The sequence below is a fragment of the Actinorectispora metalli genome (assembly GCF_056323685.1).
In genome coordinates this window covers 949194-974896 of the sequence record NZ_JBREYE010000002.1, presented here as the reverse complement: position 1 = coordinate 974896, position 25703 = coordinate 949194, and the positions used below count along the sequence as shown (strand labels likewise).

The 25703-nt window shown below is 69.8% G+C and carries 23 protein-coding genes; 8 read left to right on the top strand and 15 right to left on the bottom strand.

The genetic code is table 11. The annotated features are described in order from the left end of the window. Positions 1 to 5: 5 nt before the first annotated feature. Complete coding sequence (gene ligD, locus ACU6XJ_RS24815) at positions 6 to 1487, top strand: non-homologous end-joining DNA ligase (RefSeq protein WP_476316410.1); 1482 nt, start codon at positions 6 to 8, stop codon at positions 1485 to 1487. After that, positions 1477 to 2397 carry a non-homologous end-joining DNA ligase gene (ligD, locus tag ACU6XJ_RS24810; RefSeq protein WP_476316407.1) on the top strand — a complete coding sequence of 307 codons (921 nt, stop codon included), beginning with the start codon at positions 1477 to 1479 and terminating at the stop codon, positions 2395 to 2397. Before ligD (ACU6XJ_RS24815) ends, ligD (ACU6XJ_RS24810) begins: the two co-directional genes overlap by 11 nt. Before the next feature lie 519 nt (positions 2398 to 2916). On the opposite strand, the gene ACU6XJ_RS24805 is transcribed toward ligD (ACU6XJ_RS24810), so the two are convergent. The 4 genes from ACU6XJ_RS24805 to ACU6XJ_RS24790 form a co-directional block, all read right to left on the bottom strand. Continuing rightward, a complete protein-coding gene (locus ACU6XJ_RS24805; protein ID WP_476316404.1) occupies positions 2917 to 3453 on the bottom strand; it encodes a hypothetical protein in 537 nt (178 codons plus the stop codon). Between the two features lie 82 nt (positions 3454 to 3535). Continuing rightward, positions 3536 to 5116: a beta-N-acetylhexosaminidase gene (locus tag ACU6XJ_RS24800; RefSeq protein WP_476316402.1), complete on the bottom strand. Its 1581-nt coding sequence runs from the start codon at positions 5114 to 5116 to the stop codon at positions 3536 to 3538. A gap of 85 nt (positions 5117 to 5201) precedes the next feature. Further along, positions 5202 to 7181, bottom strand: a complete 1980-nt coding sequence (locus ACU6XJ_RS24795; RefSeq protein WP_476316400.1) for a putative bifunctional diguanylate cyclase/phosphodiesterase — start codon at positions 7179 to 7181, stop codon at positions 5202 to 5204. Positions 7182 to 7361: 180 nt separating this feature from the next. Next, a complete protein-coding gene (locus tag ACU6XJ_RS24790; RefSeq protein ID WP_476316398.1) occupies positions 7362 to 7718 on the bottom strand; it encodes a hypothetical protein in 357 nt (118 codons plus the stop codon). A gap of 126 nt (positions 7719 to 7844) precedes the next feature. On the opposite strand from ACU6XJ_RS24790, the gene ACU6XJ_RS24785 reads away from it, so the two are divergent. Next, positions 7845 to 8663: a glycerophosphodiester phosphodiesterase family protein gene (locus ACU6XJ_RS24785; protein ID WP_476316395.1), complete on the top strand. Its 819-nt coding sequence runs from the start codon at positions 7845 to 7847 to the stop codon at positions 8661 to 8663. A gap of 107 nt (positions 8664 to 8770) precedes the next feature. Beyond that, a complete protein-coding gene (locus ACU6XJ_RS24780; protein ID WP_476316392.1) occupies positions 8771 to 10171 on the top strand; it encodes an MFS transporter in 1401 nt (466 codons plus the stop codon). 385 nt (positions 10172 to 10556) lie between these two features. Here the strand turns inward: ACU6XJ_RS24780 and ACU6XJ_RS24775 are convergent, their stop codons facing one another. Continuing rightward, positions 10557 to 11168, bottom strand: coding sequence for a LysE family translocator (locus ACU6XJ_RS24775; RefSeq protein ID WP_476316389.1), 612 nt, complete (start codon positions 11166 to 11168; stop codon positions 10557 to 10559). A gap of 536 nt (positions 11169 to 11704) precedes the next feature. Here ACU6XJ_RS24775 and ACU6XJ_RS24770 point away from each other — a divergent pair. Next, positions 11705 to 12049, top strand: a complete 345-nt coding sequence (locus ACU6XJ_RS24770) for an RNA polymerase-binding protein RbpA (protein WP_476316386.1) — start codon at positions 11705 to 11707, stop codon at positions 12047 to 12049. Between the two features lie 753 nt (positions 12050 to 12802). Here the strand turns inward: ACU6XJ_RS24770 and ACU6XJ_RS24765 are convergent. The 3 genes from ACU6XJ_RS24765 to lnt form a co-directional block, all read right to left on the bottom strand. Continuing rightward, positions 12803 to 13300, bottom strand: a complete 498-nt coding sequence (locus ACU6XJ_RS24765) for a peptidylprolyl isomerase (RefSeq protein WP_476316384.1) — start codon at positions 13298 to 13300, stop codon at positions 12803 to 12805. 82 nt (positions 13301 to 13382) lie between these two features. Continuing rightward, positions 13383 to 14174: a polyprenol monophosphomannose synthase gene (locus ACU6XJ_RS24760; RefSeq protein ID WP_476316382.1), complete on the bottom strand. Its 792-nt coding sequence runs from the start codon at positions 14172 to 14174 to the stop codon at positions 13383 to 13385. A 14-nt stretch (positions 14175 to 14188) separates the two neighbouring features. Continuing rightward, on the bottom strand, positions 14189 to 15775 hold the full coding sequence (gene lnt, locus ACU6XJ_RS24755; RefSeq protein WP_476316379.1) for an apolipoprotein N-acyltransferase: 1587 nt from the start codon (positions 15773 to 15775) through the stop codon (positions 14189 to 14191). Positions 15776 to 15853: 78 nt separating this feature from the next. Between lnt and ACU6XJ_RS24750 the strand changes: the two genes are divergently transcribed. Both ACU6XJ_RS24750 and ACU6XJ_RS24745 read left to right on the top strand, forming a co-directional pair. Next, positions 15854 to 16399, top strand: a complete 546-nt coding sequence (locus tag ACU6XJ_RS24750; RefSeq protein WP_476316376.1) for an LOG family protein — start codon at positions 15854 to 15856, stop codon at positions 16397 to 16399. A 166-nt stretch (positions 16400 to 16565) separates the two neighbouring features. Next, positions 16566 to 17177 carry a glucosaminidase domain-containing protein gene (locus ACU6XJ_RS24745; RefSeq protein ID WP_476316373.1) on the top strand — a complete coding sequence of 204 codons (612 nt, stop codon included), beginning with the start codon at positions 16566 to 16568 and terminating at the stop codon, positions 17175 to 17177. Here ACU6XJ_RS24745 and ACU6XJ_RS24740 read toward each other — a convergent pair. The 7 genes from ACU6XJ_RS24740 to ACU6XJ_RS24710 form a co-directional block, all read right to left on the bottom strand. Further along, positions 17131 to 18015 (bottom strand): hypothetical protein, encoded by an 885-nt coding sequence (locus tag ACU6XJ_RS24740; protein WP_476316370.1) that lies wholly within the window; start codon positions 18013 to 18015, stop codon positions 17131 to 17133. The two genes, ACU6XJ_RS24745 and ACU6XJ_RS24740, sit on opposite strands and share 47 nt — an antisense overlap. An 89-nt stretch (positions 18016 to 18104) precedes the next feature. Next, positions 18105 to 18506, bottom strand: coding sequence for a 3-aminobutyryl-CoA ammonia lyase (gene kal / locus ACU6XJ_RS24735; protein ID WP_476316367.1), 402 nt, complete (start codon positions 18504 to 18506; stop codon positions 18105 to 18107). A 28-nt stretch (positions 18507 to 18534) separates the two neighbouring features. Next, a complete protein-coding gene (gene kamE, locus ACU6XJ_RS24730) occupies positions 18535 to 19275 on the bottom strand; it encodes a lysine 5,6-aminomutase subunit beta (RefSeq protein ID WP_476316364.1) in 741 nt (246 codons plus the stop codon). Further along, positions 19272 to 20858, bottom strand: coding sequence for a lysine 5,6-aminomutase subunit alpha (gene kamD, locus ACU6XJ_RS24725; RefSeq protein WP_476316361.1), 1587 nt, complete (start codon positions 20856 to 20858; stop codon positions 19272 to 19274). Before kamD ends, kamE begins: the two co-directional genes overlap by 4 nt. Further along, positions 20855 to 22456, bottom strand: a complete 1602-nt coding sequence (locus tag ACU6XJ_RS24720; protein WP_476318621.1) for an amidohydrolase — start codon at positions 22454 to 22456, stop codon at positions 20855 to 20857. The genes kamD and ACU6XJ_RS24720 overlap by 4 nt, the downstream gene beginning before the upstream one ends. A 5-nt stretch (positions 22457 to 22461) precedes the next feature. Continuing rightward, positions 22462 to 23502 (bottom strand): L-erythro-3,5-diaminohexanoate dehydrogenase, encoded by a 1041-nt coding sequence (kdd, locus tag ACU6XJ_RS24715; RefSeq protein WP_476316358.1) that lies wholly within the window; start codon positions 23500 to 23502, stop codon positions 22462 to 22464. Between the two features lie 84 nt (positions 23503 to 23586). Then, positions 23587 to 24027, bottom strand: a complete 441-nt coding sequence (locus tag ACU6XJ_RS24710) for an FxsA family protein (RefSeq protein WP_476316355.1) — start codon at positions 24025 to 24027, stop codon at positions 23587 to 23589. A gap of 338 nt (positions 24028 to 24365) precedes the next feature. Here ACU6XJ_RS24710 and ACU6XJ_RS24705 point away from each other — a divergent pair, with 338 nt between their 5' ends. Continuing rightward, positions 24366 to 25652 (top strand): MFS transporter, encoded by a 1287-nt coding sequence (locus ACU6XJ_RS24705; protein WP_476316352.1) that lies wholly within the window; start codon positions 24366 to 24368, stop codon positions 25650 to 25652. Positions 25653 to 25703: the final 51 nt, after the last annotated feature.

Here is a 25703-nt window from a genome sequence, read left to right as displayed (position 1 = left end):
CGGAGATGACGGAGCCGCTGCGGGAGTACCGCCGGAAACGGGACCCGCGGCGCACGCCGGAGCCGGTGCCGGACTCCGCGGCGCCGCAGGGCAACGATGACTCCTTCGTCATCCAGGAGCATCACGCGCGGCGGCTGCACTGGGATGTGCGGTTGGAGCGGGGCGGGGTGCTGGTGTCGTGGGCGGTCCCCAAGGGGCTGCCCACGGAGCCGGGGGTGATGCGGCTGGCGGTGCCGACCGAGGACCATCCGCTGGAGTACGCCGAGTTCGAGGGTGAGATCCCCAAGGGCGAGTACGGCGGCGGGACGATGTTCATCTGGGACAGCGGGCGCTATGAGACGTTGAAGTGGTCGGCGGATGAAGTGCAGGTGGTGTTCCACGGCGCTCGTATCCAGGGCAGGTACACGTTTTTCCGCACCGATCGCAATGAGAAGTCCGCGCCGAAGAACAGCAGCGCGCACCGGGCTGGTGGGGGGTGGTTGGTGCGGCGTTCGGATGCACCGCTCAAACCCGATCGTGATCCGCTGCCGGAGTCGGTGTTGCCGATGTTGGCCACCTTGGGCACGTTGCCGGATCTGGCCGAGGACGACCAGTGGGCGTATGAGTTCAAGTGGGACGGTGTTCGGGCGGTGGTGACCGTCCAGGGTGGACGGGCCCGGATCAACGCCCGTTCGGGCAACGACGTCACGCGCACCTACCCCGAGTTGTCGGGTATCGGGGAGCAGTTGGGGTCCACGGAGGCGGTGTTGGACGGTGAGATCGTGATCATCCGGGACGGCCGCCCCGACTTCGGTGCGTTGCAGCACCGGATGCATGTCGGCAACTCCGCCCAGGCGCGGAAGCTGGCGAATTCGGACCCGGTGACGTATCTGGCGTTCGACCTGTTGTACCTGGATGGGGAGTCCCTGCTGGCGTTGCCGTACGCGCGGCGGCGGGAGTTGTTGGAGGGGCTGGAGCTCACGGGCCGGTTCTGGCACACCCCGCGTGGCTACACCGGTGGTGGTGCTGCGGTGTTGGAGGTGAGTCGCAAGCAGGGCCTGGAGGGCATTGTGGCGAAGCGGCTGACCTCGCAATACAACCCGGGCAGGCGGTCGGCGGACTGGGTGAAGGTGGCGCATCTGCGTGCCCAGGAGGTGGTGGTCGGCGGCTGGCGGCCCGGTGAGGGCAGGCGGACGGGGGTGATCGGCTCGCTGATCGTGGGTGTGCCCGCCGAGGAGGGTCTTCGGTTCGTGGGGCTGGTCGGCACCGGTTTCAGTGACCGGATGCTGGAGCACCTCACTGCGCGGCTGCGGAAGCTGGAGCGCAAGAGCAGCCCGTTCGCTGAGGTGCCGCGGGATGTGGCGCGGGTGGCGCAGTGGGTGACACCGTCGCTGGTCGGTGAGGTGACGTTCCGGGAGTGGACCCGCGAGGGCAGGATGCGGGCGCCCTCGTGGCGTGGGTTGCGGCCGGACAAGTCCCCGGAGGAGGTCCGCTTCGATGGCGTCTAAGACTGTGAGCGTGGATGTCGACGGGCAGCGGCTGCGGCTGTCCAATCTGGACAAGGTGCTGTTTCCGGTGGCGGGGTTCACCAAGGCGGAGGTCATCGACTACTACGTCAAGATCGCGCCCGTGATGCTCCCGCATCTGCGGGACCGGGCGGCGACGTTTCGGCGCTACCCGGATGGGGTGGACGGGCAGTCGTTCTTCGAGAAGAACGTGTCGCGGCATTCGCCGGAGTGGGTGCGCACGGAGCGGTTGCCGACGCCGGGCAGCGCGAAGGGCGCCGAGACCGCGGACTTCGCGATTCTCGATGACCTGCCGTCGTTGGTGTGGGCGGCGAATCTGGCGGCGTTGGAGTTGCACATTCCGCAGTGGACGGTGGGTCCACGCGGTGGGCGGCGTTCGCCGGATCTGCTGGTGTTCGACCTGGATCCCGGGGCGCCCGCGGACATCGTGGATTGCTGCCGGGTGGCGTTGCGGATTCGGGAGGCGCTGCGCGAGGACGGGTTGGAGGCGTGCGCGAAGACCAGTGGTTCGAAGGGGATGCAGCTCTACTCCCCCATCACCACCTCGCGCCCGGAGCACACCAGCGAGTACGCGAAGGCGATCGCGCAGCGGTTGGCGGCGGAGGATCCGTCGCGGGTGACGGCGACGATGGCGAAGGCGGCACGGGGCGGGAAGATCTTCATCGACTGGAGTCAGAACAACCCGGCGAAGACGACGGTGGCACCGTATTCGCTGCGGGCCAGGGAGCATCCGACGGTGTCGACGCCGATCACCTGGGACGAGGTCGCGGACTGCCGGGAGCCGGGTGATTTGTACTTCACCGCCGGCGACGTGCTGGACCGGGTGACGGCTGACGGAGATTGTTTCAAGCCGCTGTTGATTAAGTCCCGGCCGCGGCTTCCCGCGCGTTAGTGCCCGGCCTGATCGACTCCCTGGCGCACTCGCGCGCAGCCTATGACGCCATCGCCGTCGGCCACGCCGAGATGGTCCGGGAGCGGTTGGCTGCCAAGTGCGGTGGAGAGGCAGGAGCACCCGGGTCTTCGGTTCACCTGGCGGGAGGCGTTCGGGAGCTCCGATCGCGTGCCGCCGAGCAGTTGGCGATGCGGGTTCGAGGTGGAGCGGCGACCGGGCGGGACCGCACGCCACGGAGACGGTGCTGCGGCCGCACCTGGTTGCGCGCAAGACGTAGGTCGGGCAGGTGCAGGCGTCCTCAGCGCTCAACGGGGGCGCCCGCAGCGCGATGGTTGCCACGCATCTGCCCACGCCCACAGGCTCTATCTGGCATCAATTCTCAGGCTGGTGACGGTCAGGCGGTGCTCGTCGTGTCGAATTGTGTAGCGGGCGCGGAAGCTGGGCCGGTCGATCTCGTGGAGGGTGTGTTTGCCGCAGGAAACGTTCGCCGCGAACACCGCGCGCCGCCCCACATCAGCCTCAATCTCGGACCGCATGGCTGGTGTCGCGCCACTCAACACCTTCTGTGGCTCCGGTTCCCAGCGGATGCTGTAGGTCATTGCCATCCTCCTCCTGTATCCAGATCACCTCGCGACCGTTTTCAAACTCGCGGTCGCACCAGCACTTGGTCACCGGCTCTGCAAGCGCGGCCGCGCGCTCTTCCTCGGACATGGGCTCGTACGGCTGGGGATCGAGTTCGTCGTCGCGGCCCTCTTCCACGGCGCGGATGACGCGCTGCGACTCGGAGTCGTGCAGTTCCAGGACGAAAAAGCCCCAGGCACGCACGACGTGCAGCAGATCCTCGGCTTCCGAGGTAGTCGCGGCTTCGATCAGGATGGGGTGCAGAGACGGCGGGAGAAGTTTGCGGATGTCTTCGACGGTGTTGGGCACGGGTAGCCCGTCGATGCCGGGTGGAGTCGGGGGCAGGTCGGTGTAGTGATCGGCCCTATCGGACAGTCCCAGGGCAACCGGGATCTTCAGCGGAGGCCGATCCAGGAACACCATGCGCCAACTCATGGCGGAGAGTGTCCCGCAAACACTCCCCCACGCTCTAGCTGCTGCATGTAGCCCACACAGGCAGAGTTCGGCGGGCCTGCTACTAATCGCGGGGCCTGCCGGGCATGGTCGGGCGGGTCTGCCAGGGGTGGGGGCCGTCGAGGGGGCGGTATTCGACGGCGAGGGCGTCGAGGCGGGGTAGGTGGTGGTCGGTGAGGCGGCGGTGGAAGTCGGTCAGGTCGCGGGTGTGCTGGGGGCTCCAGGCGACTTCGGCGAAGGCGGACAGGCGGGGGAAGGCGGCGTAGTCGACGCGGCGCGCGTCGTGCAGGTGCTCGGTCCACACGTGGGCCTGGGTGCCCAGCACCCGCGGGGCCGTGTCGGTGGGCATGCCCGCGGGGATGGGTTCGTAGCTGTAGACGGAGTCCACGGTGGTGAGGAACCCGACGGGGATGGGTTCGTCGGGGTGGTCGGCGGCGCGGTGGTCGAGGTAGACGTGCTGCTCGGGGCACATGATCACGTCGTGGCCTTCGCCCGCGGCGACCACGCCTGCCTGTTCGCCGCGCCAGGAGGCGAGCACGGTGCCTTCGGCCAGGGGGCCTGCGTCGATCAGGTCGTCCCAGGCGATGGCGCGGCGGCCGAGTTTGCGCAGGTGCTCGCCGAGTTGGGCGACGAACCAGCCGTGCAGTTGCCGTTCGGTGGTGAGGCCGAGGTCACGCATGCGTTGCTGGGCGCGGGGGTCGGTGCGCCATTGGGTGGTGGGGACCTCGTCGCCGCCGAGGCAGATCAGCGGTGAGGGAAAGATCTGCACGATGTGGTCGAGGACGCGGCGGTAGAAGTCGAGGGTGTGGTCGGTGACGTTGAGGATGTTGTGGCTCACGCCCCACCAGGTCAGCACCGGGAGTTGTTCGCCGAGGTTGCCGAGTTCGGGGTAGGCGGCGATGGCGGCCTGGCTGTGGCCGGGCACGTCGATTTCGGGGACGACGGTGATCCCGCGGTGGTGGGCGTAGGTGACGATCTCGCGGAGGTCGTCGGAGGTGTAGTAGCCGCCGTGGGGTCGTCCGTCGTGGTCGGGGGTGCCTTCGGGGCCGGTGCCCATGAGTGAACCCGCGCGCCAGGCGCCGATCTCGGTGAGGCGGGGGTAGTCGGGGATTTCGATGCGCCAGCCCTGGTCGTCGGTGAGGTGCAGGTGCAGCACGTTGAGTTTGTGCATGGCGAGCAGGTCGATGAAGCGCAGCACGCCCGCCTTGGGCATGAAGTGGCGGGCGACGTCGAGCAGGGCGCCGCGCCAGCCGAAGCGGGGCTGGTCGGCGATGCGGCCGCAGGGCAGCTCCCACGGGCCTTTGCCGATGGGGCTGGCGCGGTAGGCGTCGGGGCCGAGGAGTTGACGCAGGGTCTGGGCGGCGTACAGGGCGCCGGGTTCGTCGGCGGCTTCCACCAGGGTGCGTTCGGGGGTGATGGTGATGCGGTAGCCCTCGGCGGGGGTGTCGCCGCGGCGGAAGGCGATGCTGGCATCCGCGGCGCTCTCCAGCGGGAGTCCGGTGGCGGCGCCGACCTCGCGGCGCAGCCAGGCCGCTGCGCGGGCGGTGGTCTGGTCGAAGGCGAGGGTGCTCGTGCTGTCGAGGGTGCAGCGGCCGGGTGTCGGCTCCGCGGTCACCGGTCGAGGCACCAACACGTCGAACCCCATGATCATTCCCCTGCCGTGCGATGGAGTGCTGACGAATGCACGACAGTAGGGCGCGCGGGGGTGGTCGCGCCATGGTCAAGTCGGGTTAGACGGTGTCGTCCGCGCGCATCAGCAGGGTCCGCAGTGGGCGGGGTTTGCCGAGGTAGAAGCCTTGGGCGACACGGACTCCGAGGCGGGCGAGTGCGTCGACCTGGGAGGGCCGCTCCACCCATTCGGCCACGGCCGAAAGGCCTAGACCACGGGCGATTTCCATGATGCCGCGGACGAGTACGGCATCGCGGGTGCTGCTGTCGATGCCGCGGACGAATTCTCCGTCGATCTTCAGGCCGGTGATGGGCAGGTGTTTGAGGTGGACGAAGGAGCCGAAGCCGGAGCCGAAGTCGTCCAGGGCGATGCGGCAGCCCGCCGAGCGCAGTTGCAGGGACAGGGTGCGGGCGGCGTCGAGGTTGGTCATGGCGGCGGTTTCGGTGATTTCCAGGCCGAGGCGGCCGGGGGCGACGCCGCTGGAGCGGAGGCGGTCGAGGACGAAGTCGCCGAAGTCGACGTCTTCCAGGGTGCGGCCGGAGACGTTGACGTTGAACCACAGGTCGGGGGCGCCGGGGTCGGTGAGGGCGTCGATGGCCTGCTCGAGCACCCACCGGTCGATGGCCAGGACGAGGTCGGTGCGTTCGGCGGCGGGCAGGAATTCGCCGGGGCTGCACGGTGGCTGTTGGCCGTCCTCGAGGCGCAGCAGCAGTTCGTAGCCGAGGGTGGCGCCGGTGTGGAGGTTGACCATGGGCATGGCGTGCAGGTTCAGTCCGCCGCGTTCCAGGGCGAAGCGAACGCGGTCGAGCACGGAGACGCGTTTGGCGGTGTCGGCGTAGTGGGCGGGGTCGTAGACGGTGACGCGGTTGCGGCCCGCGTTTTTGGAGGCGTAGAGGGCGAGGTCGGCGTTGGCGAGGACGGTTTCCCAGCCGGTGCCGCTGGAGAACGGCGCCAGGCCGATGCTGACCGTCATGCGGGTGGCCGCTCCGCCCGCCACGACGGGCAGACCCTCGATCGCGGCGCCCAGCTTGCGGCCGACGACCTCGGCCTCGCAGATGCTCACGCCGGGCAGCACGACGGCGAACTCGTCGCCGCCCAGCCTGCCGATCATGTTGCCCTCGGTCAGCTCGCCCAGGAGGGTGCCTGCCAGGGTGCGCATGACGCGGTCGCCGACGGCGTGCCCGCGCAGGTCGTTGACGTCTTTGAAGTTGTCCAGGTCCAGCAGCAGCAGGGCGCCGTCGGAGCAGGAGGCGAGCTGACGCTCCAGTTCCCGGGTGAGCGCGCGGCGGTTGGGCAGCCCGGTGAGCGGGTCCTCCTCGGCCATCTTGCGCAGCTCGGTCTGGACGTGGTGGACCTGGGTGATGTCGTGCAGGGTGCCGACCAGGCGCTCGGGGCGGCCGTGCTCATCGCGGATCACCTCGCCGAAGCATTCGAAGACACGTTCGCTGTTGCCGTCGGCGAGGACTCCGCGGTGCACGTAGTGGAAGCGGTCGCCGGTGCGGATGGCGCGCCGTACTGAGCTTTCCAGCTTGCGCAAGTCGTCGGGGTGGACGAAGGAGGCGTATTTGGCGTAGTCCAGTTCGACGTCGTAGGGCAGGCCGAACATCTCGATCAGGGCGTCCGACCAGACGACCCTGTCGTCGGCGATGAACCATTCCCAGTTGCCCATCCGGCCCAGCACCTGTGCCCGGCGCAGCGCGTAGGTCTCCTGGGCGACTTCGAGTTCGCGGTCGCGCCAGGCGGTGACGTCCACGGCGCGGTAGAGCAGTTCGCCGTCCATGGCGGTGCAGCTGATCTCCAGCCACCGGTGGTTGTGCTCGTGGACGGGTGGGGAGACCACGGCGATGTCGCGGTCGGGAAGTTCGGGGACGCCGGGGAGCAACGCGGGAAGCGAATGGCCGATCGCCTGCTCGGCGGGGAGGCCGAGCAACTCCGCCATCGACTGGTTGACCCAGCGGAGCTTGCCAGTGTCGTCGGTGAGGCCGAACCCGACGTCCGCCAGGCGCAGTACTTTTCGGTGCAGAGCACCGTCTTCGGTCACCCGCTCCTCCTTGCTGCCGGCGTCGTGATCACGCCTGCGCAGGCTGGCTGGCAAACCAGCAGCCGATTAACGCACGGTTGGCCAGGTGAGTCATGCCCACCCACCCGATCGGACCGGCGTTTTACCCATTTTGGCCTAATGAACGACAAACAATCCAGGGCTAACACGTTAATTGCGAAATCAGCGTACTTTCTCCAGCCCTTGGGCCGCTGCCGCCACCTGCAGGGCCATTTGGCGCAACTCGTGGCCGTCGGCGCCGTCGTCGACGGCGGTGGCCACGTCCTCGGCGGCGCACCGCAGCTGGAACAGCCGGTCCTGCAGGTCGGCGAGTTCGGCGGAGGACAGCACGACGGCGTCTTCGGGCAGCCCCCCGCGGGCGATGGCGGATCGCCGCTCGTAGGCGCGTTGCCTGCATGGCTGGCCGCAGTACTGGCGGCGGCGCCCGACCTTGCCCTCGTCGGGCAGTCTGCGGCCGCACCAGCCGCACAGTCGGGGCTTGCCCCGGCTGAGGGCGGCGCCGTTGGACGTCACCTGCATGGCGTGACGCTATCGTCGCCGCCGCGCCGGGCGATGCAGGCACGCCGGGTGGGATGTCGGCAACTGGCAGGGTGGCGGTCATCGAATATCCACTCGCGTGTTATCGCGGGATGACAAACTGGGCGGGTGAGTTCCGTCGGCAGACCAGTGGTCCCGGTGACGCACCCCTATCTGGCCGGGCCTTATCCCCGGGCGTTCGCGCACCGCGGTTGGCATATCGGTGAGTTGGCGGGCATGGAGAACTCGCTGGCGGCGTTCCGGCGTGCCGTGGAGGAGGGCTTCCGGTACGTGGAGACCGATGTGCACGCCACCGCCGACGGTGTGGTGGTGGTGCACCACGACGCCGAGTTGGACCGCACCACCGACGGGGCGGGTGCGGTGGCCGCGCAGCCGTGGTCGGCGGTGAGAGGCGCGAAGATCGCCGGGCGGGAGCCGATCAGCAGGCTCGAGGACGTGCTGGAGGAGTTGCCGTCGGTGCTGCTCAACATCGACGTCAAGGCCGATTCGGCGGTCGAGCCGACGCTGGCGGCTCTGCGCCGGATGAACGCCTTCGACCGGGTGTGCCTTGCCTCGTTCAGCGAGCGCAGGCTGGCGCGGCTGCGCAGGCTGGCGGGCCCGGCGCTGCTGACGTCGATGGGGCCGCGGTCGGCGGGCCTGTGGTGGGCGTCGGCGTGGCTGCCCGCCCTGCCGTGGCGGGGCGGTATCGCGGGCACGCTGGCGCAGGTGCCGGTGCGGCGGGGGTCGCTGACGGTCGTGCAGCCGCGGACGGTGCGGGCCGCGCACCGGTTGGGCATCGAGGTGCATGTGTGGACCGTCGATGCGGCCGAGGAGATGACCGCGCTGCTGGATGTCGGGGTGGACGGGGTGGTGACCGACCGGCCCGACGTGCTGCGGGAGGTGCTGCGCGGCCGCAAGCAGTGGGCCGAGCTCTCCAGCGCTGAGTAGTACTACTCGAATATCGACTTCGCGGCCATCCCGTGCCCGTAATCGCTGCGTGGAGGCGCTACAGTCCGCCCGGATCACGGTGGGTGCGGGAGTCGGGGAGCTAGCCCATGGACGATGTGGATCGGCAGCAGGCGCCGGATGAGGCGCAGCGGCGGCGCGAGCAGCGGGGCTGGGCCTGGTACGACTGGGCGAACTCGGTGTTCCCCACCTCGATCATCACCGTGTTCATGGCGCTGTATCTGACCTCGGCGGCCCAGCAGGACGCCAAGCTCGACACCGCCCGCAACGGCCCCACCCCGTGCGCCGACAGCGCCTTGGTGGGCTGCGACATCTCGCTGTTCGGCGTGTACTTCCCCGCCGGGTCGCTGTGGGGCTACCTGCTGTCGATCGCGACCGTGTTGCTGGTGTTGGTGCTGCCGATCACCGGCGCGATCGCCGACCGCACCCAGAACAAGCGTTTCCTGTTGGGGCTCTTCGCCTTCATCGGTTCCGCGGGCACCATGCTGATGGCGTTGATCACCGGTACCGATTGGGAGCTCGGCGCGCTGCTGCTGATCCTGGCGAACACCGGCTATGCGGCCTCGATCGTCGTGTACTACTCGGTGCTGCCCGAGATCGCGGGCCCGGATGAGCGGGACAGGGTCTCGGCGTGGGGTTGGGCGTTCGGTTACCTGGGCTCCGGTTCGCTGCTGGCGGGTCAACTGGTGCTGTTTGTGGCCCACGACGCGTTGGGGCTGGCCGAAAGCGAGGCGGTGCGGCTGTGCTTCCTGCTCACCGGCATCTGGTGGGCGGGTTTCACCCTGGTCCCGCTGCGCCGCCTGTATCGCCACCGCGGTCCGCGGGAGGTCCGGGAGGGTTCGCTGTTGCGCGGCGGCTTCGGTGAACTGGGGCGGACGCTGCGCGGCGCGAAGGCGTTTCCGTTGACGCTGGGCTTCCTCGGCGCCTACCTCGTCTACACCGACGGCATCACCACGGTGACCCAGGTCGCCGCCCAGTACGGCAGCCTGGAGCTGAAGCTGCCCCAGGACGTGTTGATCGCGACCATCCTGATCGTGCAGTTCATCGCGTTCTTCGGTGGCCTGCTGCACGGCGCGATCGCCAAGCGTCTCGGCGCGAAGAAGACGATTCTGATCAGCCTGGTCGTCTGGATCGCCGTGATCTGCTTCGCCTACTTCCTCGAGGTCGGCGAGGAATACCAGTTCTACGGCGTGGCTGTCGGCATCGGCCTGGTCCTGGGCGGCACGAACGCCCTGTCGCGTTCCCTGTTCAGCCAGATGGTCCCCACCGGCCGCGAAGCCCAGTACTTCTCCCTCTACGAGATCGGCGAACGCTCCACCTCGTGGCTGGGCCCCCTGGTGTTCGCGGGCATCGGCCAGGCCACCGGTTCCTTCCGCCTGGGCATCGTGGCCCTGTCGGCGTTCTTCATCGTCGGGATCATCCTGGTCTCGCTGGTCCCGGTCCGCCGCGCCATCCGCGAGGCGGGCAACCCCGAACCCGCCATCCTCTGACCACCCGTCCCCCGGCCCGACCAGGCGGACAGGCGGCTGCGGATCATGGACGCCGGGCTGCGCACGATCGGCGCCGATCCGGAGCAGGGTCCGCCAACGGCCTGCGCAATCGCCGCCACACCGCCGACACCCAAAGCCGGCTGACCTTCCCGCCAGGGCACGGCGCGGAACCCGGCGGCCCGCGATCTCGGTGCGACCCGGAGCCCGGGCGTTGCGGACCACACCGACACCGTCGCCCCGCACTAGGCTTCGATTCGGGGGCGCCTCGACCCGAAAACCTCCCAGGACGACACCATGCTCTCCTGGGGCGACATCATGACGCCGCGGGGCGACATGATGGGCTTTCCGGGACCGAAGCCGCCGCGGCGCGGGCGTCTGGCGAAAATCAGGAGTCGGCGGCGACCTTGGCGCCGAAGGCGATGAACACGCCGCCGGTGACGCGCTCCAGCCATGCTCGGATCCTCGGGCGGGCCAGGCGATGACGGATCGCGTGCGCGCCGAAGACCAGCACGCACGCCCAGACCGCGCTCTCCGCCAGGTGGATGCCGACCAGCAGCAGCGAACCGCCGAGCACATCGAAGCCCGCGGGAATGAACTGCGGCAGCAGACTGAGGTAGAACAACCCCACCTTCGGGTTGAGCAGGTTGGTCGCCAAGCCCGTCCCGAACGTGGCGCCCCCGCCGGGTGTGGCCGACGTCTCGACAGCGGCCGCGGACCGGCTGTCCCAGATCGCCCGCGCCCCCATCCACACCAGGTACACCGCGCCGCCGATACGCAACACCTGGTAGCCGAGTTCCGAGGCGTGCAGCAGCGCGGACAGGCCCACCGCGGTGGCCACCGCCCACACCACGCACCCGGTGCAGGCACCCGCCCACGCCAGGAAACCCGTACGCCGATTGGCGGTCGCGGCGGTGCGCAGGATCAGCAGACTGTCGGGGCCAGGACTGATCGTTACGAGGGCGGCGACACCGGCGAAGGCGAGGGCTTCTGCGTGCACATGCTCACCCTAGAGGCAGCATGATCGATATTGAATCGAGATCAAACTCGGGTTTAACGCAGGGTGCTTTTGGTCACTACCCCGAGCGTGGGGTAGGCAGACTACCTGTCGCTATTGAGCCCGTTGTCCATCCACAGGGTGATCAACACTGCACCCCAGGTTACCGATACGTAGAGTGTCTGACCGTAGGCCAGACTTTCGCTACCGTCGGTTACCGCGAACAGGTGGTTACTCCTGTTAACCTAGGTGGGGCAGGTTCGCAATAGCTGAATACAGGGTATCCCGCACCCGAACTGACAACGCTATGCTTCGATACTAGGCCGAACGGGTGTGGTTGCTGGTTACCAGGCCGATAACGCGTCACGAACTTGCCGCGATTGCATCCCCTAGTTGGGAGCTCATGGTTGAGGCGTGAACGAGCTCACCGAAAGCGACCAACAGGGACAACCCGGGAACAACGATCCCGCCACGATCGTTGCACTCGGTAAGCGAAACTCCGGGGCTGCAAGCCCCGAGCCGAGCGAAAGGACTCAGCCATGGCCGACCGCGTTCTGCGTGGTAGCCGGCTCGGAGCGATCAGCTACGAGACCGATCGGAACCACGACCTCGCGCCGCGCCGGTCCGTGCAATACGCCTGCCCCAAGGGCCACGACTTCGAGGTCCTCTTCTCCGACGACGCCGAGCTGCCGACCAACTGGGACTGCCGCCTGCACGGCACCGAGTCCAAGATGATCGACGGCAGCGAGCCGGAGCAGAAGAAGACCAAGTCCCCGCGTACCCACTGGGACATGTTGCTGGAGCGGCGCACCATTCCGGAGCTGGAGGAGCTGCTCACCGAGAGGTTGGAGCAGATCCGCGGCCGCAGCAGCCGCACAGCCTGACGCACCACAGACCAGACGGCCGCCCGGGACCCCCAGCCGGGCGGCCGTCGCCTGTTTCACCTGATCTCGCATACCCGCCGCATCGCCGCGCTCCCCTGCGCGGTCATGATGTCGTCCTGCGGCGACATCATGCACCCCTAGGACGACGTGATGACGGCCCAGGGTGTTTTCGAGCCTGGACGCCCCCAAATCGAGCCTGGCAGGTGGTGGGGCGGATCGTGGGCAACGCCGGCCGACAGGCGTGTCGCGCTTTCGCGGCAGGACGCGACGCCGAGCGGGCAAGACCACCAGCCCTCGCCGAACAGACGGCACCGCCGGGGTTGCGCTGACCCACAGATCATCTTTGGGCGGCGAATGCTGCGGCCGGGCAGGCAGATCAAGTGCGACGCTGATGTTGCATCGATCTAGCAGATCAGCCGCGATCTCGTCGATGCCCACGCGACCTTGGTCATCCCGCGCTCGGTGCGGGGTTTGTCTGCCACGCCTCTGGCGGGTTGTTCCAATGTGGGAGGAGGAACCGGCACCTGAGTTCAGGGCCGTGCGCGCAGCGGAATGCCGTGGAACAGGCACGACGACGCCACGGCAGCGTCGGTCCACTAGCGGAGCTGTGGGTCAAACCCCGGCGGTGCCGATAGAGGCGCAGCCGCTACATCCACGGCTGAAACCCGCTGCGCTACTCCGCGGCGGGGAGGGACCGTTTTCCGGGGTGAGCGCGCTTCCTGGGTGGAGGCAGGCTCACCCCGGGGAACGGGGTCAGGCCAGGGTGGCCTTTTCGATGACGACGTCCTCGACGGGGACGTCCTGGTGGCCGCCCTTGTTGCCGGTCTTGACGGCGGCGATCTTGTCCACCACCTCGGTGCCCGCGGTGACCTTGCCGAAGACGGCGTAACCCCAGCCCGAGGGACTGGGCGAGGTGTGGTCCAGGAAGTCGTTGTCGGAGGTGTTGATGAAGAACTGGGCCGTCGCCGAGTGCGGGTCGCTGGTGCGGGCCATCGCGACGGTGTAGTGGCGGTTGCGCAGGCCGTTGGCGGCCTCGTTCTGAATCGGCGCCTGGGTGGGCTTCTGCTTCATGCCGGGCGCGAAACCACCGCCCTGCACCATGAAGTTGGGGATGACACGGTGGAAGACCGTGCCGTCGTAGTGGCCTGCCTTCACATAGTTCACGAAGTTCTCGACCGACTTGGGCGCCTTGTCGGCGTCCAGTTCCAGCGTGATGTCGCCGTGGTTGGTCGTGAGCAGGACAGACGTCATTAATGCACTCCAGAGGTGATCTTGCGAAGGACAGGCCAATGCTAGGCCACACCGGTGGGCCGGTGCCGGGCCGCGGCGAGCCTCACTTGCGGCCGAAGAGCCTGCCGACCTGGTTGGCGCGGTGCCGCAGGCCCCACTGGGCGACGTTGAGGATCGCCTCGCGGACGATGCTGCCGTGCATCTTGGACACGCCGATCTCCCGCTCGGTGAACGTGATCGGCACCTCCACGGCACGGTAACCGGCCCGCACGGAACGCCAGGCCAGGTCGATCTGGAAGCAGTAGCCCTGCGACTCCACCTCGGCCAGGTTGATCGCGCGCAGCACCTCGGCCTTGTAGGCGCGAAAGCCCGCCGTGATGTCGTTGATCCCGGCGCCAAGCAGGATCTTGCAGTACAGGCTCGCGCCGCGGGAGAGCACCAGGCGCTTGAGCGGCCAGTTGACCACCTTGCCGCCGGGCACGTACCGGGAGCCGATCACCAGGTCCGCTCCCCCGCCGCCCGGCGTGACCGCGTCCAGCAGCCGCGGCAGGTCCTCGGGCGCGTGCGAGCCGTCGGCGTCCATCTCCACGATGACGCCGTAGTCGCGCTCCAGCGCCCAGTTGAAGCCCGCGATGTAGGCCGCGCCCAGCCCGGCCTTCTCGGTGCGGTGCATGACGTGGACGCGGTCGTCGGCCGAGGCCAGTGTGTCCGCGAGTTCACCGGTGCCGTCGGGGCTGCCGTCGTCCACCACCAGGGTGTGCACGGCGGGCAGTGCCGCGTGCAGCCGCTTGATGATCGGCTCGAGGTTGTCCCGCTCGTTGTACGTCGGGATCACCACCAAGACCTGACCCAGCTCGGCCAGGTGATCGCCGCTGGTGTCCCGCTTGTCCGACATGCTGCTACTTCCTCCTACTGTCCTGCTGGCGGTGGCGTTCCGGGGACCCTGCGTCGCACGGCGCCGAAGACCAGACCGGCCAGACCGAGGGCAACAATCGCCCATTCAGGTGTTGCGCCCAGCCGTGTGGCCAGCGTAGTGGTCGTCCTCAGCGGCACCTGCGCGACCAGTGCGTCGGGGGTGAACAGCGCGGTGCGCTGGGTGACTCGGCCATCCGGTTGGATGATCGCGCTCACCCCGCTGGTCGCGGAGATCAGCACTGTCCGGTCGTGCTCGACGGCACGCACCCGGGACATGGCCTGCTGCTGGTAGGTCATCTCGGTGAACCCGAAGGTGGCATTGTTGGTGGGTACCGCGAGCAGCTGGGCGCCACCGGCCACGACGTCGCTCACGATGTAGTCGAAGGCTACTTCGTAGCAGGTCGCGACCCCCACCACGGCCGGCCCCATGCGCAATACGCCGGGTTTGTCACCGGGCTGGAACTCCCAGGTGACCCGGTCCACCTCGGGGCTGAAGATCCGCACCACCTCGCGCATCGGGATCACTTCGCCGAAGGGCTGGAGGTGGCGCTTGGTGTAGGTGTCGGTGGGTCCGCGGTCGGGGTCCCAGAGGATGACGGTGTTGCGGGTCTTCTGCACCGGCCCCTTGTCGCTGAGCAGTTGGGGGGCGAGGACCGCGCCGACGGCGATGGGGGCCTTGACGGCCTTGGCGGCGCGGTCGATGGCCGCGGCGGCGTCGGGGTTGCGGTAGGGGTCGATGTCGACGGAGTTCTCCGGCCAGATCACCAGTTGAGGCTGCGGCACCGTGCCCGCGGCGACGTCGGCGGCGAGTTGCTCGGTGCGGCGGGCGTGGTTGTCCAGCACGGCTCGCCGTTGGGCGTTGAACTCCAGGCCCATCCGGGGCACGTTGCCCTGCACCACGGCGGCGGTGACGGTCGGGCCCCCCGAGGCCGCCATGGGTACGGCGAGCGCGGCGGCCAGCGGCAGCAGGACGGCCGCGGCGGGCAACACCAGGCCGCGGGCGGTGCGCGGGGCGTGGATCGCGGCGGCCAGGCCGAAGCCGGTGAGGGCGACCGCGAAACCGAGCAACGCGACCCCGCCGACGGAGGCCAGCGGCAGGAACGCGCCCTCGGGCTGGCCGAAGGCGATCTTGCCCCAGGGGAAGCCGCGGAACGGGATGCGGCCGCGGAGCGCCTCTCCCGCCACCCACAGGGCGGCGGCGAACACCGGGGCGCCGGGCAGCCTGCTGGTGGCGGCGATGCCCGCGCCCGCGGCGCCGACGAACAGCGCCTGCAGGGCGCCCAGGGCGAGGGAGGCGTGGATGCCGACGTAGGTGCCGACCCACCACAGCAGCGGCAGGAAGAACCCGAGGCCCGTCAGCAGCCCGTAGCCGAAGCCGGTGCGGGCGCGGCGGCCGTGCAGGGCGAGACCGAGAAGGGCGAAACCCACGGGAGCCAGCCACCAGAGTGATCTCGGTGGGAAGCTTGCGTAGAGCAGCAGTCCGGCCGTGAGCGCGGCCACCGGCCGCCACCAGCGCAGCAGCCTGTGCACGCGGGCCGGGGGCCGCTCTGGTGCTGCCGCCTCGGCGGCGGTCGTTGCCACCCGATCAGCGTACGGGTGGGGTGGGTGGCGCCGAAGTGAAGCCCCTTTCCGCGGGCGTGAATCCGTATGCTCGGTGGCGTGCGCATCTGTGTCTTCTGTGGATCAAGCAGCGGCCGGTCGGAGGAGTACACCCAGGGCGCCCGCAAACTCGGCACGCTGCTCGCCGAGCGCGGCATCGGGCTGGTGTACGGCGGTGCCAGCGTCGGCCTGATGGGCACGGTCGCCGACGCGGTGTTGGAGGCCGGTGGTGAGGCGTTCGGGGTGATCCCGCGGGCGCTGATGCGCAAGGAGTTGGCCCACCAGAGCCTCACCGAGCAGCATGTGGTCGCCGACATGCACGAGCGCAAGGCGCTGATGGCGCAGCTGTCGGATGCGTTCCTGACGCTGCCCGGCGGTCCGGGCACGTTGGAGGAGTTCTTCGAGATCTGGACCTGGGCGGGCCTGGGGATCCACCGCAAACCGGTCGGTCTGCTGGACGTCGCGGGTTATTTCGAGCCGCTGATCACCCTGCTGGAGCGGATGGAGGAGCAGGGCTTCTTACGCGGGCACTACCGGGACGCGCTGCACATCTCCGACGATCCGGTGGACCTGCTGGAGCGTTTCCAGGGCCGCCAGGCCTCCTGACTTATACCCGACCACCTTTCAGCGGACGCCGTTCGGATCAGGCACGAGCACGGGTGAATTGAGCCGAACGGCAGCCTGGTAATACCGGGGGTACCGGGTTGGAATCGGTATGCGATTCCCCTTGCACCCCTGCGAAAGGATCGCCGTGTTGTTCCGCAAGATTCCCATGACGATGATATTCGCGGTTCTCGTCGCTCTCGCGACAGCGCTCACCGCGACGGCGCAGGGCCTCACGGCCGTACAGCTGACGGATGCGAAGACGCAGCAGGACAACAGAACAGCCGCCCTGTCCCGGCCGACGGACCGAGCGGAGAGCAAGCAGTCGTTCATCGACGAGATCGCCCGGGACGCGCGGGTGGTCGACTCCCGCGCCGAGATCCCCGCTTCGGTGGGTATCGCGCAGGCGATTCTGGAATCGAATTGGGGCCGCAGCAGGCTCACCGTCGCGCACCGCAACTTTTTCGGCTTCAAATGCGTTTCCCGCGACTCCCCCGGCCCCATCGCCGAAGGCTGCGCGGAATACGAGACCACGGAATGCACGCCCGATTGTCATCCGACGTTCGCGCATTTCCGGGTGTATCGGTCGCAGGCGGATTCGTTCCGCGACTACGGTCGTCTGCTGACCAGCCACCACGCGTACGAGCCCGCGTTCGAGTTCACCGACGAGCCCGACCGCTTCGCCACCGAGATCGCCCGTGCCTACGCCACCGACCCCGGCTATGCGGAGAAGGTCATCTCCCTGATGCGGGAGCACGACCTGTATCGCTACAACGACTAGCCAGGTACCTCAGCAGCTGCCCGGCGGTCGAGGGCGGTCGTGCCTGCCGGTACGAGGCGAGCAGCAGGTGTTCGGCTCGTCCGCAGCCGATCTGCCCGGCCATCGGGACCAAGGCGCGGGCGACCTGCTCGGCCTGTGTCCAGGAGCGGGCCGCGACCAGTGCCCGCAGCAGGTAGGCGTGGTGCAGGTAGAAGCCCCTGCCGTCGGCGGGGGTGAGTGCCGCGGCGAGTTCCAGGCCGGGGATCGCCCGCGGCCAGTCGCCTGCGGAGGCGGCCAGCATGCCGTGGTGCCAGGCGAGTTCCCGGTCGTCGATCCACCACGTCCACTGTGGATCGCGGCGGTGGATGCCGTCCTGGAACAGCGACCGTGCCCGCCCGAATTCACGGACGGCCGGGTCCTCGGCGCCGAGGGCGGCCAGCGCACGGGCCCGCCGGAGGGCGAACAGGACGGTGAGTCGGGGCGGGAGCCTGCGGTGTGCCAGTACGCCGTCGGCGATGCGCAGGGCGTGGCGGGGGCGGTGGTGATGGGTGTCGATCAGGCTCTGGTTGCCGAGGATGAACAGCTCCATCCCCTTATCCCCCGCCGATCGCGCCAGCGCCACGGCCTCCCGGTTGATCCCCCGCGCTTCACCGGGTCGTACCGCGTCGAACAGCAGCCACGCGGCCACCTCGCCAAGCTCGGCGACGGCCGCGGTGTGGTCGCTGCCGTGTGCGGTGCCGCGCGCCTCGCGGAACAGCGCCACCGCGGCATCGGCCAACGGGGCGCCGCCGTACTCCGCGTCGAGTGCGACGAGGCGTCGGGTGTGTTCCCGCACTGCCGCCGCAAACCGCTCGCCCATGCCCTCCAGCATGCCGGGTCGCGCCGGACATGCGTGAGAAGACACTGTGCTGGAAGGACGTGGAGGCGCTGCGACGGGTGGGGCCGAGGTCAGTTCGCGGTTTGCGGCGGGACGACGACGGTGCCTTCGGCGCGGGTGATGACCACCGGCGGGTCGAGCACATCGGCCGAGGACGGGCTGCGGCCGGGAGCGGCGCGGCAGACCACGCGGGCCTCGAAGGCCAGTGTGCGGGAGCGTCGGCCCACCCGGGTGATGGTGGCCGTGGCCTCCAGCACGTCGCCCGCGTGCAGGGGGGCCAGGAACTCCACGGTCGAGTAGCCCGCGAACAGGCCTTCGTCGCCGTCGGTGCGGATGCACAGTTCGGTGGCCACATCGCCGAACATCGCCAGTGTGTAGGCGCCGTCGACGAGGTTGCCGCCGTAGTGGGCGTGGGAGTGCGGCACATATCGGCGGTGGGTGACCGCGAAGCCTTCGACCAGTGCTGCGCTCACGGAGCCTCCGCTTCGACGAGGTCGCGGCTCACGCGGCGACCTGCTGTTTCGTGGTGATGGCGTGGACCAGGTAGCTGGCGACCTCGCCGGGTGTGGTGCCGCGGCCGAAGAGCCGGTCAACCCCCAGTTCCTCGGCCATCAGTGGATCAAATCGGGGTCCGCCCGCGACCAGCAGGGGTCGGCGTTCGCCCATGGCTTCGCGGAACGCGGCGGCCATTTCGCGGGTGTTGTGCAGGTGCGCGTCGCGTTGGGTGACGACCTGGGAGACCAGCACGGCGTCGGCTTTCTCCGCGCGGGCGCGTTTGACCAGGTCGGGCACGGCGACCTGGGCGCCGAGGTTGACCACCCGCAGTTCGCGGTAGTACTCGAGGCCTTTTTCGCCCGCGAAGCCCTTGATGTTGAGGATGGCGTCGATGCCGACGGTGTGGGCGTCGGTGCCAATGCAGGCGCCGACCACGGTCAGCTTGCGGCGCAGGGTCTTCTTCACGGTGTTATTGACATCGGTGGGGGTGAGCAGCGGGTAGTCGCGCTCGACGACGGTGACGGCGTCGGTGTCGACGAGGTGGGTGACGGAGCCGTAGACGACGAAGAAGGTGAACCGGCCGCCGATGGAGTGCGAGTGCACGACCATCGCGGGCTCCATGCCCATCTTGGCGGCCAGTTGCAGCGCGGCGCCGTCGCCTTTGGGTCCACACGGGACGGGCAGGGTGAACGACATCTGCACCATGCCGTCGCCGGTGGTGTCGCCGTAGGGCCGGATGTGGGTCATCGGGTCATCTCCAGCAGGTCCACGGCGGGGTTGAGGTAGCCGTCGGTTTTCTCGATGACGCCGTCGGCGCCCTTTCCGCCGTGAGGCGGGCGTTTCATGAGGCCGAAGGTGCCGTCGGCGATGGCCGAGAGCAGGCCGGGTTGTTCGCCGGTGTCGTCCTCGACAATGCGTTCCAGCAGGTCGATGGCTTCGCCGAGGACCTGGTGGGCGCGTTTGACGATGAAGCCGTCCGGGGCTGGGCGGAAGTCCTCGTGCAGGTTGCCCGCGGCGTTGCGGACGTATTTGACGTTGGCGACCGCGAGGTCGCGGTCGGAGAGGAACGGGGTGACCACGGCCTCGGTCATCATCCCGACGAGCAGGATGGACTGTCCGGTGAGGACGCCCGCGAGGTTGAAGAACCCGTCGAGCAGGAACCCGCGGAACACATCGCCGGTCATGTGTTTGGTGGGCGGCATCCACTTCAAGGGCGCGTCGGGGAACAGTTCGCGGGCCAGCAGGGCGTGGGCGAGTTCCAGCCGGAATGACTCGGGCAGGTCGGGGTTGATCTCGAAGGCGTGGCCGAGGCCGATCAGCTCGTCGGGCAGCCCGGCCTCGTGGGCGAAGTATTCGTTGAGCAGCTGGGAGACGGTGACGGTGTGCGCGGAGTCGACGGCGTCGTCGGTGGTGAGGTAGTTGTCCTCGCCGGTGTTGATGATGATCCCGGCGCGTGCGTGGACCTGTCGGGAGAACCGCTGGTCGACGAAGGTGCGGATGGGGTTGATGTCGCGGAAGAGGATGCCGTACATGGAGTCGTTGAGCATCATGTCCAGCCGCTGCAACCCGGCCAGCACCGCGATCTCGGGCATGCACAGCCCGGAGGCGTAGTTGGTGAGCCGCACGTAGCGGCCGACCTCGGCGGACACCTCGTCCAGGGCGGCCCGCATGATGCGGAAGTTCTCCTGGGTGGCGTAGGTGCCCGCGAACCCGTGGTGGGTGGCGCCTTCTGGCACGTAGTCCAGCAGCGATTGGCCCGTGGAGCGGATCACGGCGATCACGTCGGCCCCTGCGCGGGCGGCGTTGCAGGCCTGGACGACGTCCTCGTCGATGTCGCCGGTGGCGACGATGAGGTAGATCCACGGCCGCATCGCCGGGTCGCCGTGTTTGGCGACGAGCCGGTCGCGTTGGACGCGGTTGCGGTCGACGGTGCGGATGCCTTTGGCCACCGCGGACTTCGCGGCCCGGGCGGCGGCGGTGCGGTCTTTTCCGGTGGGGTGGCTGAACTGGACGATGCCCGCGGCGGTGGCCTCGGCCAACTCGGTGAGATCGGTGAGGTTGTGGCGGCGCAGGGCGTCGAAGGCGGGCAGCACCGCGCCCTGTTCGAGGCCGCAATGCTCGCGGATGGTGTCCACGACGCGGTTCACCCACGGCACGTCCCCGGCCCGGTGGGTGGAGTCGGCGCCGGTGATCCCGGCCAGTCGCAGCGTGGCGCGTTCCACCGCGACGGTGGTGTGGGCCCGCGCCAGCCGCACGACCGGGGTGGCGGCCCGCTCGGCGAGTCGGCGGGCCTGCCCCACCAAGGCCGGATCCAGGTTCAGCAGGGTCACCCGAGCGCTCCCTCCACATCGTGGATCACGGTGCCGCCCAGCACGGTGCGCAGGCAGCGGGGCAAGTCGGCGGTCAGATCGGGCAGCGGCGGCACACCGGAGCGGGGGTCGGTGGACCAGCGCTGCACGCGACTGTCCGATGTGGACGCCTGGAGCTCGCCGGTCTGCCACACCGCGTAGTGGGCGGGCGCCCCCGGCACCAGCACGCCCGCGAGCGGGTCGGCGGCGCCACCGGCGCGCCAGGCGCCGCGAGTGTGGGCGGTGAAAGCGGCGCGCGGGGAGATACCGGCCCCGTCGGTGCGGTGGTGCACGGCGGCCCGCACGGCCTGCCACGGCCCGACCGGGGTGACGGGAGCGTCGGAGCCCAGCGCCAGCGTGATGCCCGTGGAGGCGAGGGTGGCGAACGGGTTGAGCGCGGTGCCGCGCTGCGGTCCGAGGCGCTGGGCGTACATGCCGTCCGGGCCGCCCCAGAATGCGTCGAAGACGGGCTGCACGGAGGCGATCACACCCCAGGCGGCCAACCGCTTGGCTTGCTCGGCGTCGATCATCTCCAGGTGCTCGACGCGGTGTCGGGCGCCTGCCAATGCTTGGGTGCCGACGGTGTCGGCGGCTTGGGCGAAGCCCTCCACCAGGGCTTGCACGGCGGCGTCGCCGATGACGTGGAACCCGGCCTGCACGCCCTTGGCGGTGGCTTCGGCGAGGTGCTCGGCGATACCGTCGGCGTCGAGGTAGGACGCGCCGCAGGTGTGGGGGGCGTCGGTGTAGGGCTCGCGCAGCGCGGCGGTGCGGGAGCCGAGCGCGCCGTCGACGAACAGGTCGCCCGCGAGCCCGGCCAGGCCGAGGCGTTCGACCAGGTCGTAGGCGCCGGGCTCGCCCCAGTAGCCCACCACGTCGGGCAGTGCCGGGTCGGCGGCCAGGCGGAGCAGGGCGGCGAGGTCGTCGGCGCCGGAGATGTCGGGGCCCGCGCATTCGTGCACGCTCACCACGCCGTGGGCGGCGGCGTGCCGCAGGAACGCGTGCTGGGCTTGCCTGCGTTGGCTCGCGGTGAGGGCGGTGGTGGCTTCGGTGCGCACCGCGTGGTGGGCCTGTTTGGTCAGCGGGCCCTGATCGCAGTAGCCGTCGGCCGCGGCGGCGCCGGGGGTGCGGGTCAGCAGCGCGGTGGACACGAGTGCGGAGTGGACGTCCACTCTGGACAGATACACCGGGGTGTCGCCCGCGGCGGCGTCGAGTTCGCCTCGGGTGGGTGGGCGGCCCTCGGGCCACTTCGTCTCATCCCAGCCGTGCCCCCAGACGAGGCTGCCGGGGCGGTGCCGGACGTGGGTGGCGATGAGGTCCAGGCATTGGCGCAGGGAGCGGCTGTGGGTGAGGTCGAGGCCGTCGAGCAGCAGCCCGGCGGAGGTGGCGTGCACGTGGGCGTCGACGAAGGCGGGCGCGACGAACGCGCCGTCCAGGTGCACGGTGTCCGCCTCGCCGTAGAGGGCGGTGCCGACGTGGTCGGTGCCCAGCCAGACGACGGTGCCGTCGGCGACGGCCATCGCGGTGGCGTCGGGGTTGGCGGGTGAGTGGATGCGGCCGCCCAGCAGCAGCGTGGTGTTCATCGTGGTCACGCCCGTGATTCAAACAGCGCGCGCACGCCCGCGTGGTCGCGGAGCAGGCTCAGGGCGTACTCGGCGTGTCCCGGTACGTAGCCGTTGCCGATGAGCATCTCGATGTCGGCGGCCAGGCCTTCGGCGCCGAGTGCGGCGGCGGAGAAGGAGGTGGCCATGGAGAAGAAGATGATCGTGCCGCCATCGGCGGTGGCCAGGATCGCGCCGTGCTCGCAGCCCGCGACGTCCACGCACACCACGGTCACGTCGACCTGCTCGCCGATGGCCTCGGCGACGGCGACGGGGTTGCGGGCGTCGGCGATCACGACCTCGTCGGACAGGCCCGCCTCGCGTACGGCGGCGGCTTCCCGCTCGGTGGGGACCAGCGCGACCACGCGGTGGGCGCCTGCTTCCAGGGCGGCCACCAGCGACAGCGAGCCGGACTTGCCGCCGCCGCCGAGTACCGCCACGGCGGGGGCGCGGCCCAGTTCGGCTTCTTTGCGGCGCACCACGCGGCGGGTCAGGGCCGGGGCGCCGCAGACGTCCAAGGCGGACAGGGCGAGCGCGGCGGGCAGGTCCTCGGGCAGCACGGCGGCGATGGAGCGTCCGAACAGGATCGCCTGACCGCGGCAGGGCACCTGCTCGCCGTGTCCGTCCCAACCGGACAGGTCGGTGATGCGCAGCGGGGTCAGGGTGAGGGAGACCAGGGTGGCGATGCGGTCGCCGACGGTGAGGCCGAGTGGGGAGTCGGGGCCGACCTCGGCGACGGTGCCCAGCAGCATGCCGCCGGAGCCGGTGACGGGGTTCTGCATCTTGCCGCGGCCGGTGATGATCTCGGCGACGACCTCGGGAACCCGGTCACCGTGTTCCTCGCGGAGTTGGCGGAAGGAGGCGGCGTCGAGGTTGAGGCATTCGACGTCGACAAGCACCTCGTCGGGGCCGATGGGCGGGTCGGGGTGCAGCCGCCAGGCCTGCTGCGGCAGCACACCGGCGGGTTCCAGCACCCGGTGCAGTCCGTAGCGTGACAGCCCGGTACCACCCGTAACTCCTGCCGCCACCACAAGCACTCCCGAAAGATTTACGTAAATAGGCCGCTATCGCAGCATATCTTTACGCAAAACTGGCGGGTCGGGCAACGCCTCTCAGCGTTGCTCCTCGATATGGAGGACCTCTCCCTCGATCACCGTGGGGTCCGATGGGGCCGGTGTCCTGCGGATTCCGGCCTGCCGGGCGTGGACCTCGGCCCGGCGGGCCAGGCGGCGGCGGATGATCGCGCGGGTGGGCGGCAGCAGCAACAGCAGGCCGACCACGTCGCTGATCAGACCCGGCAGCACCATCAGCACCCCACCGGCCACGATCAGCGCGCCGTCGGCGACCTCGCGCTGCGGCGGGCGGCGGCTGTTCACCGCGTCGCGAAGCTCGACGAAGGCCCGACGTCCCTCCCTGCGCAGCAGGACGCCGCCCAGCAGCGAGGCGGCGATGAGCAGCCCGATCGTGGGCAGCAGCCCGATGGCGTCGCCGACCGCGACCAGCACCACGATCTCGGCGACCGCCGCGAGGACGAGAACAAGCAGGATCGGCATGCCGGAAGGCCTCCTTCGCCGAAGCGGAACTGCCCTGTCAACGCTTCGCGGTTACGCCGAGTTCCCGCTCGCACGCGGCGAGAAGTGTTACCTGAAGTGGGGTTTTTCTCTCCCCACCCCTTGCAGCTCGCTCTCCGTGACCAGCAGAAGCCAGCGTCCCCACGCGAAAGTTCCCCGCCCCGGTGTCGCACGACGGCCAGCGAGGCGCCGCCCGAGGTAAGCGCTCGCCACTCGGCTGCGGTGGGCTTTCGACCCGGAACGTCGACGTTCCCGCACCTGTGCCCGGCCGCGGTCCGCCCTGTTCCCGCCGGCGATCCCCCAGCGAAAGGAACTGCCCCGTGCGGCGATCTCTGCCGCCGATGTTGCGCGCCCTGGCGCACCGCAACTACCGGCTTTGGGCGGCCTCCGACCTCGTTTCGGTGACCGGAACCTGGATGCAGGCCCTCGGCCTGAACTGGCTGATCATGTCGGCCACCGGCTCCCCCACCGCGGTCGGCCTGTCGATCCTGGCGCACGCCGCGCCGATGCTGCTGCTCGGCCCATGGGCGGGTGCCCTGGCCGACCGGCTGCCCGCCCGGCCGCTGCTCACCCTCACCCAGTCGCTGCACGCGCTGCTGTCGGCCGGGTTGGCCGTCATCGCGCTCGGCCACGCCGACCTGGCCTGGGTGTATGCCCTGACGGTCGCGTCCGGGCTGGTCACCGTGTTCGAGGGTCCGGCGTTGGGGCGATTGGCAGGCCAGGTCGCCGGGCGCGGCGACCTCGGCAACGCGCTGGCGCTCGGGTCGGTGGTCAACTCCTCCGGCCGCATCCTGGGCATGAGCCTGGCCGGGGTGCTCATCGGCCTCACCGGGGTGCCCGCCCTGTTCGCGCTCAACGCGCTCAGCTTCGGCGCGGTGATCCTGGCGCTGTGGTCGATCCGCACCCGCGACCTGCACCCCCTGGCCGTGAGCCCGCTCGGGCGGTCGGGGGTGCGCGCCGGGCTGCGCTACGTCGCCGGTGACCGCAGGCTGCTGATCCTGCTCGGCCTGGGTTTCGTGCTGTCCTGCCTTGGCCGCAACTACCAGGTCACGATGGCCGCGATGAGCAACGGCCCGCTGGGCTCGGGTGCGGCGGGTTTCGCGGTGCTGTCCACGGTGTTCGCCGTCGGCACGGTCGCGGGCGGGCTGCTGGCGGCCCGGTTGCGGGAGCTGAGCGTGCGGGTGCTGGTGATCGCCGCGGCGGTGTCCAGCGCGTTGCAGGCCTTGGCGGGCACCGCGACCTGGTTGGCGGTGTTCGCGGTGGTGCTGCTGCCGATCGCGGCGGGCTCGGTGCTGATCGACACCACCACCAGCGCCCGCGTGCAGCTGGACACCGATGAGGACATGCGCGGCCGCGTGCTCTCGGCCTACGGCATGGTCAGCGCCGGTGGGGGTGCGGTGGGCGGTCCGCTGCTGGGCAGGCTGTGCGAACACCTCGGCCCCGGTAGCGCCCTCAACGCCGCGGGTACCGCCTGCGCGCTCGCGACCCTCGTCGCCGTGTCGCTGCTGTCCGCCACCCGAACCGAGCCGCGGCCGCCCGGCGGCCCGGTGCCGCGCCTGTCGATCCGCCGCCTGGCGTCGCGGCGGCCTGCGACCGAGGCGGCCTAGCCCCTCGTCCGCGCGGCGGAATGAGACCGGCCCGAGGAGTGGAGCCCGTGC

Excerpts from the sequence above, each read along its gene's own strand:
- ACU6XJ_RS24760 (WP_476316382.1), bottom strand. The coding sequence starts at position 14,174 with ATGTCGGACAAGCGGGACACCAGCGGCGATCACCTGGCCGAGCTGGGT.
- kamE (WP_476316364.1), bottom strand. The coding sequence starts at position 19,275 with ATGACCCACATCCGGCCCTACGGCGACACCACCGGCGACGGCATGGTG.
- ACU6XJ_RS24745 (WP_476316373.1), top strand. The coding sequence starts at position 16,566 with ATGACGATGATATTCGCGGTTCTCGTCGCTCTCGCGACAGCGCTCACC.
- ACU6XJ_RS24740 (WP_476316370.1), bottom strand. The coding sequence starts at position 18,015 with ATGGGCGAGCGGTTTGCGGCGGCAGTGCGGGAACACACCCGACGCCTC.
- ACU6XJ_RS24710 (WP_476316355.1), bottom strand. The coding sequence starts at position 24,027 with ATGCCGATCCTGCTTGTTCTCGTCCTCGCGGCGGTCGCCGAGATCGTG.
- ACU6XJ_RS24800 (WP_476316402.1), bottom strand. The coding sequence starts at position 5,116 with ATGGGGTTCGACGTGTTGGTGCCTCGACCGGTGACCGCGGAGCCGACA.
- ACU6XJ_RS24720 (WP_476318621.1), bottom strand. The coding sequence starts at position 22,456 with ATGAACACCACGCTGCTGCTGGGCGGCCGCATCCACTCACCCGCCAAC.
- ligD (WP_476316407.1), top strand. The coding sequence starts at position 1,477 with ATGGCGTCTAAGACTGTGAGCGTGGATGTCGACGGGCAGCGGCTGCGG.
- ACU6XJ_RS24765 (WP_476316384.1), bottom strand. The coding sequence starts at position 13,300 with ATGACGTCTGTCCTGCTCACGACCAACCACGGCGACATCACGCTGGAA.
- ACU6XJ_RS24770 (WP_476316386.1), top strand. The coding sequence starts at position 11,705 with ATGGCCGACCGCGTTCTGCGTGGTAGCCGGCTCGGAGCGATCAGCTAC.
- ACU6XJ_RS24790 (WP_476316398.1), bottom strand. The coding sequence starts at position 7,718 with ATGCAGGTGACGTCCAACGGCGCCGCCCTCAGCCGGGGCAAGCCCCGA.
- ligD (WP_476316410.1), top strand. The coding sequence starts at position 6 with ATGACGGAGCCGCTGCGGGAGTACCGCCGGAAACGGGACCCGCGGCGC.
- ACU6XJ_RS24780 (WP_476316392.1), top strand. The coding sequence starts at position 8,771 with ATGGACGATGTGGATCGGCAGCAGGCGCCGGATGAGGCGCAGCGGCGG.
- ACU6XJ_RS24805 (WP_476316404.1), bottom strand. The coding sequence starts at position 3,453 with ATGAGTTGGCGCATGGTGTTCCTGGATCGGCCTCCGCTGAAGATCCCG.